At 59.6% G+C, this 14578-nt stretch carries 12 protein-coding genes and 1 pseudogene; 8 read left to right on the forward strand and 5 right to left on the reverse strand.

Annotation, left to right across the window (positions count from 1 at the left end):
• Positions 1-44 precede the first annotated feature (44 nt).
• From K5I40_RS13150 to K5I40_RS13175, 6 genes and pseudogenes are all read left to right on the forward strand, one after another.
• A complete protein-coding gene (locus K5I40_RS13150; protein ID WP_223074703.1) occupies positions 45-2006 on the forward strand; it encodes a PhoX family phosphatase in 1962 nt (653 codons plus the stop codon).
• A 103-nt stretch (positions 2007-2109) separates the two neighbouring features.
• Positions 2110-3498 carry a phenylalanine transporter gene (gene pheP / locus K5I40_RS13155; RefSeq protein ID WP_039032570.1) on the forward strand — a complete coding sequence of 463 codons (1389 nt, stop codon included), beginning with the start codon at positions 2110-2112 and terminating at the stop codon, positions 3496-3498.
• Between the two features lie 280 nt (positions 3499-3778).
• Positions 3779-5017: an MFS transporter gene (locus tag K5I40_RS13160; RefSeq protein WP_039032569.1), complete on the forward strand. Its 1239-nt coding sequence runs from the start codon at positions 3779-3781 to the stop codon at positions 5015-5017.
• A 14-nt stretch (positions 5018-5031) separates the two neighbouring features.
• The gene (locus K5I40_RS13165) at positions 5032-6057 is read left to right on the forward strand and encodes a sugar phosphate isomerase/epimerase (RefSeq protein ID WP_223074704.1); all 1026 of its coding nucleotides are present in this window, start codon (positions 5032-5034) and stop codon (positions 6055-6057) included.
• Positions 6050-7192: a Gfo/Idh/MocA family protein gene (locus K5I40_RS13170; protein WP_223074705.1), complete on the forward strand. Its 1143-nt coding sequence runs from the start codon at positions 6050-6052 to the stop codon at positions 7190-7192. Before K5I40_RS13165 ends, K5I40_RS13170 begins: the two co-directional genes overlap by 8 nt.
• A gap of 75 nt (positions 7193-7267) precedes the next feature.
• Positions 7268-8247: pseudogene (locus tag K5I40_RS13175) on the forward strand (LacI family DNA-binding transcriptional regulator).
• Here K5I40_RS13175 and K5I40_RS13180 read toward each other — a convergent pair.
• Both K5I40_RS13180 and K5I40_RS13185 read right to left on the reverse strand, forming a co-directional pair.
• Complete coding sequence (locus K5I40_RS13180) at positions 8248-9492, reverse strand: mechanosensitive ion channel family protein (RefSeq protein WP_039031570.1); 1245 nt, start codon at positions 9490-9492, stop codon at positions 8248-8250.
• Positions 9493-9559: 67 nt separating this feature from the next.
• Positions 9560-10996, reverse strand: a complete 1437-nt coding sequence (locus K5I40_RS13185; RefSeq protein WP_223074706.1) for an MFS transporter — start codon at positions 10994-10996, stop codon at positions 9560-9562.
• A gap of 107 nt (positions 10997-11103) precedes the next feature.
• On the opposite strand from K5I40_RS13185, the gene K5I40_RS13190 reads away from it, so the two are divergent.
• A complete protein-coding gene (locus K5I40_RS13190) occupies positions 11104-11973 on the forward strand; it encodes a helix-turn-helix transcriptional regulator (RefSeq protein ID WP_223074707.1) in 870 nt (289 codons plus the stop codon).
• A gap of 139 nt (positions 11974-12112) precedes the next feature.
• Positions 12113-12715, forward strand: a complete 603-nt coding sequence (locus tag K5I40_RS13195) for a hypothetical protein (protein ID WP_039031573.1) — start codon at positions 12113-12115, stop codon at positions 12713-12715.
• Positions 12716-12743: 28 nt separating this feature from the next.
• On the opposite strand, the gene nfsB is transcribed toward K5I40_RS13195, so the two are convergent.
• From nfsB to K5I40_RS13210, 3 genes are all read right to left on the reverse strand, one after another.
• The gene (gene nfsB / locus K5I40_RS13200) at positions 12744-13397 is read right to left on the reverse strand and encodes an oxygen-insensitive NAD(P)H nitroreductase (RefSeq protein ID WP_039031574.1); all 654 of its coding nucleotides are present in this window, start codon (positions 13395-13397) and stop codon (positions 12744-12746) included.
• A 76-nt stretch (positions 13398-13473) separates the two neighbouring features.
• On the reverse strand, positions 13474-13845 hold the full coding sequence (locus K5I40_RS13205; protein WP_138369670.1) for an MmcQ/YjbR family DNA-binding protein: 372 nt from the start codon (positions 13843-13845) through the stop codon (positions 13474-13476).
• Positions 13835-14425 carry a TetR/AcrR family transcriptional regulator gene (locus K5I40_RS13210; protein WP_039031576.1) on the reverse strand — a complete coding sequence of 197 codons (591 nt, stop codon included), beginning with the start codon at positions 14423-14425 and terminating at the stop codon, positions 13835-13837. The genes K5I40_RS13205 and K5I40_RS13210 overlap by 11 nt, the downstream gene beginning before the upstream one ends.
• Positions 14426-14578 lie beyond the last annotated feature (153 nt).

Below are 14578 nucleotides of genomic sequence, written 5' to 3' on the forward strand. Positions count from 1 at the left end.
TGTTCCCACTTTATCGTTTCTTAGCCTGAAGAAAGGAAGCCATTGTGGGTAAACCTCTTAAGTCCGTATTCAAAAAAGAACATCGCGACGATGTCAGCAATTCCAGCGCTAACCCGGTCTTTTCCAGCGTGCTCTCCCGCCGCCGTTTCCTGCAGATGGGCGCCATTGCCGGTGCCGCCGCCTCTTTCCCGTTCCTGCTTAAGTCTGAAAATGCCCTGGCCGCGGTTTCCCGGCCTTCAGCCCTGAGCAAGGCGGTCGCGCTCGGCTTTACCAGCATTCCGGTGTCGACTGACGATACGGTCAGGGTGCCCGAGGGTTACGTCGCGCGTCCTTTCTACCGCTGGGGCGATGCCACCGGCATTAAGGGCGCAATGCCGGACTTCAAATTTGACGCCAGCAACACCACCGACGAACAGGCAGCGCAGGCGGGCATGCACCATGACGGCATGGCGTGGTTTAGCCTGCCGCAGGGGGAAGAGAACTCCGGCCACGGCCTGCTGGCGATGAACCATGAGTACATCGACAACGGCATGCTCTTTAGCGACGGCACCGCCAACTGGAGCCTGGATAAAGCGCGTAAAGGCCAGAACGCCATGGGCGTGTCGGTTATCGAGGTGAAAAAGAACGGCAGCGACTGGGAAGTGGTGCGTCCTTCCGGCTTTGCCCGCCGCATCACGGTCAACACACCGATGCAGCTCACCGGTCCGGCGCGTCAGCAGGACTTAATGAAAACCGCCGCCGATCCGCAGGGCGAGAGGGTGCTCGGCACCATGCAAAACTGCGCCAACGGCCACACGCCGTGGGGCACCTACCTGACCTGCGAAGAGAACTGGTCGGATATTTTCGTCAAGAAAGGCGAACGTAACGCGCTGGAGAAGCGCTACGGCATCAGCGACAGCGATGAGTCCTACCGCTGGAGCGAAGTGGACGACAGGTTCAGCGTCGATAAAACCCCTAACGAGCCGAACCGCTTTGGCTGGGTAGTGGAGATCGATCCCTACAACCCGGACTCCACGCCGCGCAAACACACCGCGCTGGGGCGCTTCAAGCATGAAGGTGCCGCCGTCACCCTGGCCGCCGACAAGCGCGTGGTCACCTACATGGGCGACGACCAGAAGTTTGAGTACATCTACAAATTTGTCTCCGACAACAGATACAATCCGGCCGATCGCGCCGCCAATATGCAGCTGCTGACCGCCGGCACGCTCTACGTCGCCCGGTTCAACGACGACGGCTCCGGCGAGTGGCTGCCGCTGGTCTTCGGCCAGAACGGGCTGGACAAGAGCAAAGGCTTCGAAAGCCAGGGCGATCTGCTGATCAAAACCCGCCTGGCGGCCGATGCGGTGGGGGCCACCAAAATGGACAGGCCGGAGTGGATTGCGGTCGATCCGCACGCCAGCGGCAGCGTTTACTGCACCCTAACCAACAACAGCGATCGCGGCAAAGAGGGCAAAGCGCCGGTGGACGCGGCCAACCCGCGAGCCAGTAATGCCTTCGGCCACATCATGCACTGGCACGAAGAGGGCGAAGATCCGGCGGCGTTACGCTTCAAATGGGACATCCTGGTGCTGGCCGGGCGCACGGACACCGTGGATGAGAAGGCGAAGGGCAGCATGAAGGGGGCCGAATTTGGCAGCCCGGACGGCCTGTCGTTCGACCATCAGGGCGTGCTGTGGATCCAGACCGACGTCTCCTCCAGCACCATTAATAAGAAAGCCTACGAGGGAATGGGCAATAACCAGATGGTGGCGACCATTCCGGGCACCAACGAGTACCGCCGCTTCCTGACGGGCCCGCGCGGGTGCGAAATCACCGGCATCGCGTTCACGCCGGACAACCGCACGCTGTTTATCAACATTCAGCATCCGGGCGAGGGCGGGGACGACATTACCGACCCGGCAAACCCGCGCGCCGTCTCCAACTGGCCGGACAATAACCCGAACGGACGCCCCCGCGCCTCGACGGTGGTCATCACCAGAGCGGACGGCGGCATTATCGGGTCGTGATCCGCTCGCACCGGGCAGCAACCGCTGCCCGGCGTTTAACTTGCTCCCGTCTGTCTGAAGTGTTAAAAGGTGCCCCTTCCATAGAAAGAGACAGGGCCAGGCCGTGAGAAACGCCTCATCCGCTTCAGATAAAAGTGTTGCTGAAGCCGCGTCGGAACAGACACCGACGCTCCACCGTGGTTTACAGAACCGCCATATTCAACTTATCGCCCTCGGCGGCGCAATTGGTACCGGGCTGTTCCTCGGTATCGGGCCCGCCATTCAGATGGCCGGCCCCGCCGTGCTGCTGGGTTATGCCATTGCGGGCATCATCGCGTTTCTGATCATGCGCCAGCTCGGGGAGATGGTGGTTGAAGAGCCGGTGTCCGGCTCCTTCGCCCATTTCGCCTACAAATACTGGGGCCCGTTCGCCGGGTTCCTCTCCGGCTGGAACTACTGGGTGATGTTCGTGCTGGTGGGAATGGCGGAGCTGACCGCCGCAGGGATCTACATGCAGTACTGGCTGCCGGACGTACCGACCTGGGTCTGGGCGGCGGTGTTCTTCATCATCATCAACGCCGTTAACCTGGTGAACGTGCGCCTGTACGGTGAGACGGAATTCTGGTTTGCCCTGATCAAGGTGCTGGCGATTATCGGCATGATCGGCTTTGGCCTGTGGATGCTCTTCACCGACCACGGCGGCGAGCGGGCGACCATCGACAACCTGTGGCAGCACGGCGGCTTCCTCGCTACCGGCTGGAAAGGGCTGGTGCTCTCCCTGGCGGTGATCATGTTCTCCTTTGGCGGACTGGAGCTTATCGGCATTACCGCCGCCGAAGCCCGGGATCCGCATAAAAGCATCCCGAAAGCGGTCAACCAGGTGGTGTACCGTATTCTGCTGTTCTATATCGGTTCGCTGGTGGTTCTGCTGGCGCTCTATCCGTGGGTGGAAGTGAAGTCCGACAGCAGCCCGTTTGTGATGATTTTCCACGATCTGAACAGCAACCTGGTGGCCTCTGCGCTGAACTTCGTGATTCTGGTGGCGTCGCTGTCGGTCTATAACAGCGGCGTCTACTCCAACAGCCGGATGCTGTTTGGCCTCTCCGTGCAGGGCAACGCACCGAAGTTCCTGACCCGCGTCAGCCGTCGCGGCGTGCCGGTGAACTCGCTCCTGCTCTCCGGGGGCATTACCTCGCTGGTGGTGCTGATCAACTACCTGCTGCCGCACGAGGCCTTTGGCCTGCTGATGGCGCTGGTGGTGGCAACGTTGCTGCTGAACTGGATCATGATCTGCCTGGCGCACCTGCGTTTTCGCGCCGCGATGCGCCGCAAAGGGCGCGAAACGCAGTTCAAAGCGCTGCTCTACCCGGCGGGTAACTACCTCTGTATCGCTTTCCTGGCGATGATCCTGGTGCTGATGTGCACCATGGACGGCATGCGCACCTCGGCAATTCTGCTTCCGGTGTGGATTCTGTTCCTGTTTGCGGCGTTTAAGCTGTCGCGCAAGAAGTAGTCGGCTATTGCCCGGTGGCGCTGCGCTTACCGGGCCTACGGTTTGTGCGGTTTGATGCCCGGTGGCGCTCTAAATATTCGCACGGACGATCCCCTCGCCCCTTTGGGGAGAGGGTTAGGGTGAGGGGAAGCGCCACCCGGCATCTCCCCGCACCCACCTTCACCTTTATCGTGACCCCCCTCCCACTTCTTGATCGATCCCCAGGATCTTTGTTTTGTAATCGATTACTTTTCATTAGATACGATTTGTAATCGATTACTTTTTAAGGGTGGGGCTGATCATGGTGTCAACAACTGAAAGTAGTGGAAAGGTGATAGGGCAGCACCGGATGCTGGTGCCGCGCCTGTCGCTGATGATGTTCCTGCAATTCTTTATCTGGGGGAGCTGGTCGGTCACCCTCGGTCTGGTGATGACCCAGCACAACATGTCATTGCTGATTGGCGATGCGTTCTCCGCCGGGCCAATCGCCTCTATTTTATCGCCATTTGTGCTCGGCATGCTGGTGGACCGCTTCTTCGCCTCGCAAAAGGTGATGGCGGTGATGCATCTGGCCGGGGCGGCGATCCTCTGGTTCGTGCCGGGTGCGCTGATGGCGGAAAACGGCGCGCTGCTGATCGGCCTGCTGTTTGGCTACACCCTCTGCTACATGCCGACCCTGGCGCTGACCAACAATATCGCCTTCCACAGCCTGGCGAATGTCGATAAAACCTTCCCGGTGGTTCGCGTGTTCGGCACCATCGGCTGGATTGTGGCGGGGATTTTTATCGGCGTCACCGGTGTCGCCGCAAGCGTCACCATCTTCCACGTCGCGGCAGCCAGCTCCGTCCTGCTGGCGCTCTATAGCCTGACGCTGCCGCACACGCCTGCGCCTGCTAAAGGCATGCCGGTGAAGATGCGCGATCTCTTCTGCGCCGACGCCTTCGCCCTGCTGAAAACCCGTCACTTCTTTATCTTCTGCCTGTGCGCGATGCTGATCTCCGTCCCGCTGGGCACTTACTACGCTTACACCGCGTCCTATCTGGCGGATGCCGGGATCGCGGATGTCAGTACCGCTATGTCCTTCGGCCAGATGTCCGAAATCTTCTTTATGCTGGTGATCCCGCTGCTGTTCCGCCGCCTGGGCGTGAAGTACATGCTGCTGATCGGCATGCTGGCGTGGTTTGTCCGTTACGCGATGTTTGCCCTCGGCGTGAGCGAAGAGGGACGCATTCTGCTCTATCTCGGCATCCTGCTGCACGGCGTGTGCTATGACTTCTTCTTTGTGGTGGGCTTTATCTACACCGACCGCGTCGCGGGCGAGAAGGTAAAAGGCCAGGCGCAGAGCATGATCGTGATGTTCACCTACGGCATCGGCATGCTGCTGGGCTCACAGATTTCTGGCGCGCTGTACAACCGCCTGGTGGCGGGGCAGACCGTTCCTCAGGCCTGGGTCACCTTCTGGTGGATCCCGGCGGTGGCGGCTGCGGTCATCGCGCTTGTTTTCCTCGTCTCGTTCAAATATGACGACGACAAGGCGTAATTACTGGAGGTGGTATGAGGACGATTAAAGGCCCGGGCATTTTTCTGTCGCAGTTTATCGGCGGGCAACCGCCGTTTAACACCCTCGACGGGCTGGCAGGCTGGGCGGCGGAAAAGGGCTATAAAGCGCTGCAAATTCCCTGCAACCATAAAGCGATTTTTGACGTGGAGCAGGCGGCGGAAAGCCAGACCTACTGCGATGAGATAAGCGGCAGGCTGGCGGAGAAGGGGCTGGTCATCAGCGAGCTCTCCACCCATCTTGAAGGGCAGCTGATCGCCGTCAATCCGGCCTACGACGACGCCTTTGATAACTTCGCCCCGCAGGCGGTGCGCGGCAACGCGGCCGCCCGCCAGGCATGGGCTACCGATATCGTGAAAAAGGCGGCGCTGGCCTCGGCCCGCCTCGGGCTCACCGCCCACGCCACCTTCTCCGGATCGCTGGCCTGGCCGTTTATGTACCCCTGGCCGCCGCATAACGAGGCGCGTTTCGAGGAGGCGTTCAGCGAACTGGCCCGCCGCTGGCGGCCGGTTCTGGATGCCTTCGACGAGCAGGGGGTGAACGTCTGCTATGAGATCCACCCCGGGGAAGATCTGCACGACGGCGTCACCTTTGAGCGTTTCCTGGCGCTGGTGGGCAACCACCCGCGCTGCAACATCCTCTACGATCCGAGCCACCTGCTGCTGCAGCAGATCGATTATCTGAGCTATATCGATCACTACCACACCCGCATCAAGGCGTTTCACGTGAAGGATGCCGAGTACCGCCCCAACGGGCGTAGCGGAGTCTATGGCGGGTATCAGAGCTGGATCAACCGCGCCGGACGCTTCCGCTCGCCGGGTGACGGGCAGATCGACTTCAAGGGCATCTTCAGCAAGCTGACCCAGTACGACTACGACGGCTGGGCAGTGCTGGAGTGGGAGTGCTGCCTGAAGGATGGCGACACCGGGGCGCGGGAAGGGCGCGAGTTTATCTCCCGCCACATTATTCCGGTCTCCGATCGGGCGTTTGACGATTTCGCCGCAGGAGAACTTCATGATTAACGTCGGCATTATCGGCAGCGGCTTTATCGGCCCGGCGCACATCGAAGCCCTGCGCCGTCTCGGCTTTGTGCAGGTCGTCGCCCTGTGCGACGGCTCGCTGGAACAGGCGCAAGAGAAGGCTCGGGCGCTTAATATTCCCCATGCCTACGGCACTGTGGATGCACTGCTGGCCCACCCGGATCTGCATGTGGTGCATAACTGCACCCCGAACCATCTGCATGCGGCGATCAACCGCCAGATCCTGCGAGCCGGGAAGCATGTCTTCTCTGAAAAGCCGCTATGCATGACCCCGGACGAGGCGCGGGAGCTGGTGGCGCTGGCGGAGCAGGCGGGCGTGATACACGGCGTAAGCTTTGTTTATCGCCAGTTTGCGATGGTTCGCCAGGCGGCGAGCATGGTAGCGGCGGGCAGCCTCGGACGGCTGTTTGCCGCCCACGGCAGCTATCTTCAGGACTGGATGCTGCTGGAAACCGACTACAACTGGCGGGTCGACGCCGCGCTCGGAGGGGCATCGCGGGCGGTGGCCGATATCGGCTCCCACTGGTGCGACACTATCCAGTTTATAACCGGGCGGCGCATCGTCGAGGTGATGGCCGATCTCTCGGTCGTCTGGCCGACCCGCAAGGCCAACGTGGCCGGGAATCAGACCTTCAGCCAGGCGGGCGAGGCGGTGTATGAGGACAAACCGGTCACCACCGAGGATTTCGGCTCGGTGCTGTTCCGCTTTGAGGATGGCAGCAAGGGCAGCTTTAACGTCTCGCAGGTGAGCGCCGGACGTAAAAACCGCCTCAGCCTTGAGGTGAACGGCAGCGACTGTTCCCTGGCCTGGGATCAGGAGGTGCCGCAGCAGCTGTGGGTGGGCCATCGGGCGCAGGCCAATCAGACGCTGACGGACGATCCGGGCCTGATGAACCAGGATGTGGCCAACAGCGCCCACTTCCCCGGCGGGCACATTGAAGGCTGGCCGGACGCCTTCAAAAACATGATGGCGCAGTTCTATCGCGCGGTGCAGGCGGGCAGGATGCCGGAGAAGCCGGTGTTTGCCACCTTCCATGACGGGGCGAACGTGATGTACATCATTGATGCCATTGTGAAAAGCCATCAGCAGCAGCGCTGGGTCGCCGTCGCGCAGTAACACCTTGCCCGGTGCGCCGGGCAACGCATTTATGGTAGCCTGCTGCTAACGCAAACTGCAGGATCACTCGTCGCTATGTCAATTCAGAAAATCGCCCAACTGGCGGGCGTCTCGGTGGCGACGGTATCGCGCGTGCTGAATAACAGCGATACCGTCAAAGCCAAAAACGCGATCGCGTCTTGCAGGCGATTAAAGAGGCTAACTATCAGCCCAATCTTCTGGCCCGTCAGCTGCGAACGTCGCGCAGCTATATGGTGCTGGTGATGGTCTCCAACATTGCCAACCCGTTCTGCGCCGAAGTGGTGAAGGGCATTGAGGAGCAGGCGGAGAAAAACGGCTACCGCATCCTGCTGTGTAATTCCGGCTCCGACATTGAACGCTCCCGCTCGGGGCTCAGCCTGCTCACCGGCAAAATGGTCGACGGCATTATCACCATGGACGCCTTCTCCCGGCTCACCGAACTGGCGGCGCTGATTGGCGATGCCCCCTGGGTGCAGTGCGCCGAATACGCCGACGCGGGCGCGGTCTCCTGCGTCGGGATTAACGACGTCGATGCTTCCCAGCATGTGGTCAGCCACCTGGCGGACGGCGGGCGTCAGCGGATCGCGCTGATCAACCATGACCTGAGCTACAAATATGCCCGTCTGCGCGAGCGGGGGTATAAAAGCGTGCTGCACCTGCGCGACCTGTCATATCAGGCGGTGGAGTATGCCAGCGATCTGAGCGCCGCCGCAGGCAAAGCGGCGATGCGCAAACTGCTGGCCGCCGAACCGCGCCCGGATGCGGTCTTTGCCGTCTCCGATACCCTGGCCGCGGGCGCGCTGCGCGCGATTGAAGAGGCGGGGCTGCGCGTGCCGCAGGATATCGCCGTAGCCGGGTTCGACGGCACGGAGCTCTCCGGGATGGTTTCGCCGCCGCTCAGCACCATCGAGCAGCCGTCGCGGGATATCGGGCGTAAGGCGGTCGATCTGCTGCTGAATAAAATCGACAACCCCGACGCCCCTACCGAGCGGGTAATGATGAACTGGCGCTTTATTTCCCGCGCCAGCACCTGATTATTTCGCCAGCGCGCCTGCCAGGGAGCGAATATCGTTCCCGGTTGGCGACTGGTGAATACGCAGGCCGAATTCATCGATCACCGCAAAAATATGATCGAAGATATCGGCCTGAATCTCCTCATATTCCGCCCAGATCACCGTGTTGGTAAAGGCATATATTTCTATCGGCAGACCGTTGGCGTCTGGCGCTAACTGGCGCACCATTAAGGTCATATCCTTGCGGATATTCGGATGGTTGCGCAGATATTCATTCAGGTAAGCGCGGAAGGTGCCAATATTGGTCATCTTACGCAGGTTCAGCACCGATTCCCCTTCACCATTTTGCTGATTCCACAGCGTAATTTCCTCATGGCGTGTGACCATATAAGGTTTAAGCAGCTTCGCCTGAATCAGCTGCCGCTGCTCCTGTTCGTCGAGAAAATGAACGCTGGTGGTGTCGATATTCAGGCTGCGCTTGATGCGCCGTCCGCCGGAGGCCGACATCCCGCTCCAGTTAATAAAGGCATCGGAGACCAGCGCCCAGGTGGGAATGGTGGTGATGGTATTATCAAAATTGCGCACCTTTACGGTGGTCAGGCCGATATCGGTTACCGTGCCGTTAGCACCGTATTTCGGCATCTCCAGCCAGTCGCCGAGCTTGAGCATATCGTTTGCCGACAGCTGGATACCGGCGACCAGCCCCAGAACCGGGTCTTTGAATACCAGCATTAACACCGCCGCCATCGCACCCAGGCCGCTAATCAGAATGGCAGGGGACTGACCAATCAGCAGGGAGATAATCAGGATGCCAACCAGAATGGCGCTCACCAGCTTAATGCCCTGGAAAATCCCTTTCAGCGGCAGCTGCGAGGCGGTGGCCATCTTTTGTGACAGATTGAAAACGACGTCCAGCAGCGAGAAAAAGGTGAGCAGGGCATACACCATCGTCCACAGTTTCGCGCAGGTGGTTAATAATTCCGCCGCGTCGCTGCCGCTTTGCAGCCACAGTTTCGCCTGGATGTTGACGATTATGCCCTGCAGGGTAAAGGCCAGACGGTAAAATAATTTATTCTGGGTAATGATCTGTAGCCATAAATGGCTGCTGGCGCGGGCGCGTTTTTCAAATGCCCGCAAAACGACTTTATGTAATATAAAATGAATAATGAGTGCAGTCAGAAAGATAAGTCCAAAAATAATCACCAGGCTGGTGGTGTGATTAATTTCAATACCTGACTCTTCGACCAGGGAAATAAACTCCTGCATAACGTCTCCTGTATTAAAGCAGCCGCCATAATGGCGACTGCGGAACCGTTTTGCAAATTCGTGAGGCTTATTTAGCGGCCTGACAGACCTTCACCACCGGCAGGCTCAGGCGATGGCGCAGTCGCAGGGTGGCCAGCGCCAGCACGATCATCATCCCCGTTTCCACCACCAGGAAGACGTTGATCGCCCGGGCGTAATCCCCGTGATGGCTGTGCAGGGCGTGGAGCAAAATCGCGCCAAATATTGCCGGACCGAGACCGAGCGCCGCCTGCTGCAGGGTGCTGAGGATCGCGCTGGCGGCCCCGGCGTCGTCGGGCTGAATATCGCGCATGCCGATGCGGTAAAAGCTGTTCACAATCAACGCCTGGCCGTAGCCCACCAGCCCGGTGGCCGGGGCCAGGGTCAGGGCGGTGTTGTCCATTCCCCAGACGCGGAAGGTGGCGATCAGCGCCAGCAGGCCGGTTATCTGGATCGCCAGCCCGGACAGCAAAATCGTGCTGGTGCTGTAGCGGGCAATCAGGCGCGGAGCGAACCATGCCGAGACGAAATAGGTTACGCCGAGGGCAATAAAACTGTTCCCGGACTGCCACGGGGCCATTCCCAGCCCGGTTTGCATGGTCAGCGCCATGCAGAACATAAACCCGGACCAGACGCTGAAAAAGAGCATTGCAATCAGCACCCCGAAACGGATGCTGCCGAGCTGCATTAAGCGCGGCGGGATCAGCGGGTGGGCATCCTCCCGCTCTTTTTTACGCGCGTTCAGCGCCATTAACCAGGCCAGCGGGATAATGGCGAGCAGCATTACCTGCAGCGGCCACGACCAGTGCCACTGCGGCCCCAGCGCCATCGGGAACAGCAGGCAGCAGAGGATCGCCGCCAGCAGCGCGGTACCCTGCCAGTCAATGCGCGACGGGGTATCGCGACGGGTCTCCGGCACAAAGCGGCGGCTCAGGGCCAGCACCAGCAGACAGATCGGCACGTTGATAAAGAAGGCGTTGCGCCAGCCCAGCCCGGCGATATCCGCTGATACCAGCCAGCCGCCGCCCATCTGCCCGACGATAAAGGCAATCCCGCCGATACCGCCAAACAGGCTGATGGCTTTGGCATGGGCGGTGCCTTTCAGGGTGACGTGAAGGGTGGCAAGAATTTGCGGCACGATCAGCGCTGCCCCGGCCCCTTGCACGATGCGCGCGGCCAGCAGTTGCTCGATGTTGCCCGCCATTCCGCACAGCAGCGAGGCCAGACCAAAGCTCGCGACGCCCCACATAAACAGACGACGGCGACCGAGGTTATCCCCCAGCTTGCTGCCGAGCGCCAGGCAGACGGCGAAGGCCACGCCGTAAAGGGCCACAATCAGCTCCAGCTCGGTGGCGGTGGCATGCAGCGAATGGGTGATGGAATCCAGCGCCACGTTGGTGATCGAGGTATCAATCAGCGGCAGCATCTGGCCGGTTAACAGCAATATCAGGCCTGCTCGGCCCGGTGAAACAACTGACGTATTCATGGTGACTCCATTGCGTCAAACAGCAGATGGCCGTAGCATCAACGATCTGATAAACGGGTACCAGTTCTTGCTTATACTGGTACTGGCACTACCATGCAGGGGGCAATATGGCGCTGATGTCTGAACCGGTCACCTCACTCCAGGATGACACCCGTAAACAGCTGGGCGCATTTTTACGCGCGCGGCGTGAAAGTCTCGATCCCCAGCGCCTCGGCCTGCCGCGCAGCGGCCGACGCCGCACGCCGGGCCTGCGCCGTGAGGAGGTGGCCCTGCTGGCGGATGTCGGCGTCACCTGGTACACCTGGCTGGAGCAGGGCAGGGACGTGAACCCGTCCAGCGCGGTGATGGCTGCGGTGGCGAAAGCGCTGCAGTGTACCCCGACCGAATCCCGCCACCTGTTCCTGCTGGCCGGGCTGCCGCCGGGCGAAGCGCCGCAGGGGGCGGTCTGCTGCGAGGGCATCAGCGAAGGCACCCGCCGTCTGCTGGATACCCTGATGCCAAAACCTGCCAGCATCCAGAAGCCGAATTTCGATATCGTGGCGTGGAACGACAGCTTCTGCCATCTGATGGGCGTCGACTTTAACGACATCCCGCCGGAAGACCGCAACTGTATCTATCTCTATCTCACGCATCCGGCGTGGCGCGCCCGGCTTGGCAGACGTGACGACGTGCTGGCGATTTTTGTCTCCTATTTTCGCGCGGCGATGGCCGAGCACCGGGGCGATCCCCAGTGGGAGGCGAAACTGGCGCGCTTCTTTGCCGTCTCGGAAGAGTTCAAAACCCTGTGGCACCAGCGTTACGACGTGCGCGGCGTAGAAAACCAGCTGAAGCTGTTCAGCCATCCTGAGCTCGGGGATTTTACTCTCCAGCAGATGTACTGGTACTCCGCCCCGCGCAACGGCTCGCGACTGCTGGTCTATCTGCCGGTGGATGAGGCAGGGGAAAGGGTGATGGCGTGGCTGGCTGCACAACAATAATTTATGCGAGGCGCTTTCAGGGAATGAGTTCCCGTTCTGTTTAGCTAACTCAACAGGCGTAAGCTAAAACAACTTGCTGAATTTTCATCATTTAGATGAGAAGCCAGGTGGACTATACTTACGCCATGAGAAACAACCCATGTCACCGCTGATGATTGATAATGCTGATTTCAGCCAGAAGTTAGGTCTTGTCTCCCGAAACGTAGAACATACCGAAGCCTTTCTTGCGCGCGGTACGGCGGACTTTCATCTGCCGGGATTTGTCTTGCCTGTGGGTTATCGCCTCTTAAAATCCCTTTCAAGCGATGAATACCGGATTGTGACCACGGACGAAGGCAAGCCCTACACGGCCTATGCTGTTAAGCTGCAGTTTCATAAAGAGATTACTTTTCCTCACGGGGCGGCGACACAGGTCATGGTCTGGCGTACCCCGCGTACCGTACACCAGCGCGTCGTTAGCGGCTTTCCGCAACTCTTTTTCCAGTGGCTGTTAAGCGAGTACGACATTGTTGTTTCAGATAGCGAGCAAACCGGTGACGGCCAGCGGTTTTGGCTGCGGATGATCGACTGGGCGTTTACCATGAATTATCAGATCAGTGTGGCAGACGGAACGGTTGGGGAAGAGTGGGCCTTAACGCCAGTCAGCTCTTACGCTGAGCTGGAGGCTCGCTGGATAGCGTTCGCCTGGGGATACGATCGTGACGTGCATCCGCATCGCCGGTTAGTCATCACTAAAACGTAATGGGCCGCTGAGAGCGGCCCATTTGCTTTTAGCACTCAGTCACAACCGTGCTCAGCGGCAGACGTGATTTCGGCAGCGTGGCGTTGAAATCTTCCACGCTGTGATGCCCCACCGGCACCACCACCAGGCTGGTGAAGCCTTTCTCTTTCAGGCCGAACTCCTCGTCGAGGATAGCGGCGTCGAAGCCTTCAATCGGCACCGCGTCCAGGCCCATCGCGCCGACGCCCAGCAGGAAGTTGCCGACGTTCAGGTAAACCTGTTTTGCCATCCACTGGTGGTCATCTTTCAGCTCGACACGGTGCAGATCGGCGAAGAAGGTGCGGCCCTTGTGGTTAGCGGCTTTCGCTTCCGGGGTGGCGAAGCGGCCATCGGCCTCTTCCTGATCCACCACGCGCGTCAGCCAGGCGTCGTCCATCGCGGTTTTGGCGCAGAACACCACCACGTGAGAAGCATCCAGCATTTTGCGCTCGTTGAACACAAAGCCACCGGCCGCGGATTTCGCCACGCGGGCTTTACCTTCCTCGGTGCTGGCGACGATAAAGTGCCACGGCTGCGAGTTGGTGCTGGACGGGCTGTACTGCAGCAGGGTTTTAATCTGTTCCGCCTGGTCGGCAGTCAGTTTTTTGCTCGGGTCAAAGGCCTTTGTTGAGTGACGCTTTAAGGCAACAGAGATGATATCCATTACGACTCCTGGGGTTCAGTTCAAAAGGGAAAAGGGTACAAGAGGAAAGGGGCAAAGATAAGGGCATTCCGGGCCTTTAAACGCCCGGACGCAGCCGTTTCTGATCTTTTTTCGGCAGCTTATCCACCACCAGATGCCATGAATCATTCACCAGATCGGTCACCAGTTCCGGGGTGATATCGTCCACCCCATACACCGAGATCCAGTGCTTTTTATTCAGGTGATATCCGGGCTCGATCCCCCGGTAGATCTGCTGGTTAAGCAGCGATTTTTGCGGATCGGACTTCAGGCTGACGTGCAGACGCCCGTGCGCCACGCCCATCAGCATAAAAATTTTCCCGCCCACTTTAAACACGTCGTACTCCGGGCCAAACGGCCAGCAGTGCTCGGTAAAGGGCAGATCCAGCGCCGCCTGCTTTGCGCAGGCCGCGAGCGTCTTACTGTCCATCTGAATCCTCTTCGGCCAGCGCGCGCCACATGGCTTCAAAACCCAGCGCCTTAAATTCGGCGGCGCGAGCCGGTTCGCGGGTGGCGAAGGCCATGGTGGTCTCCGCCAGGGATAAAAACAGGGCGTCGCCAAACAGACGGAATTCTTCCGACATAAACACCGTGCGAATCGAGCGACGACACAGCTCGTGCAGCTCCGGGAACATCTCGTGCACCGCCTGTTCGGTTTCAGCGTTGATCTTCTCGCTCACCCCAAGCTGGCGGATCGCGCCGTGGGCCACCGGGTTGCGAATACCCCAGTCAACGTAGCTGTTCCAGATATTGCGGGTATGCTCTTTCGGCTGGGTGAGGGCCCTGTCCATATTCGCCAGCATGGTCTGGCACAGATCCTGTTTCAGGTGCAGATAGAGGGCGTTAAGCAGATCGTCTTTGGTAGCGAAATAGCGAAACAGGGTGCCTTCAGCCACCCCTGCGCTGCGGGCGATTAACGCGGTAGAAGCCGCAATGCCCGACTGGGCAAAGGCGCTGGTTGCCGCGTCCAGCAACGCCAGTTTTTTATCTTCACTTTTCGGACGAGCCACTACATTTCCTCCAGGTAACGTGCAAAAACCCCGATTGAATCATGCCCTTTGTGGGGCTGCAACGCGGAATGTCAAAGATCTTAAAACGTCTTGACGACTTTCGCATCACTTCTATAATGAGTGCTTACTCACTCATAATCAAGTTTTGCCCGC

This window comes from Leclercia sp. LTM14 (genome assembly GCF_023736175.1).
GTDB lineage: Bacteria > Pseudomonadota > Gammaproteobacteria > Enterobacterales > Enterobacteriaceae > Enterobacter > Enterobacter barmai.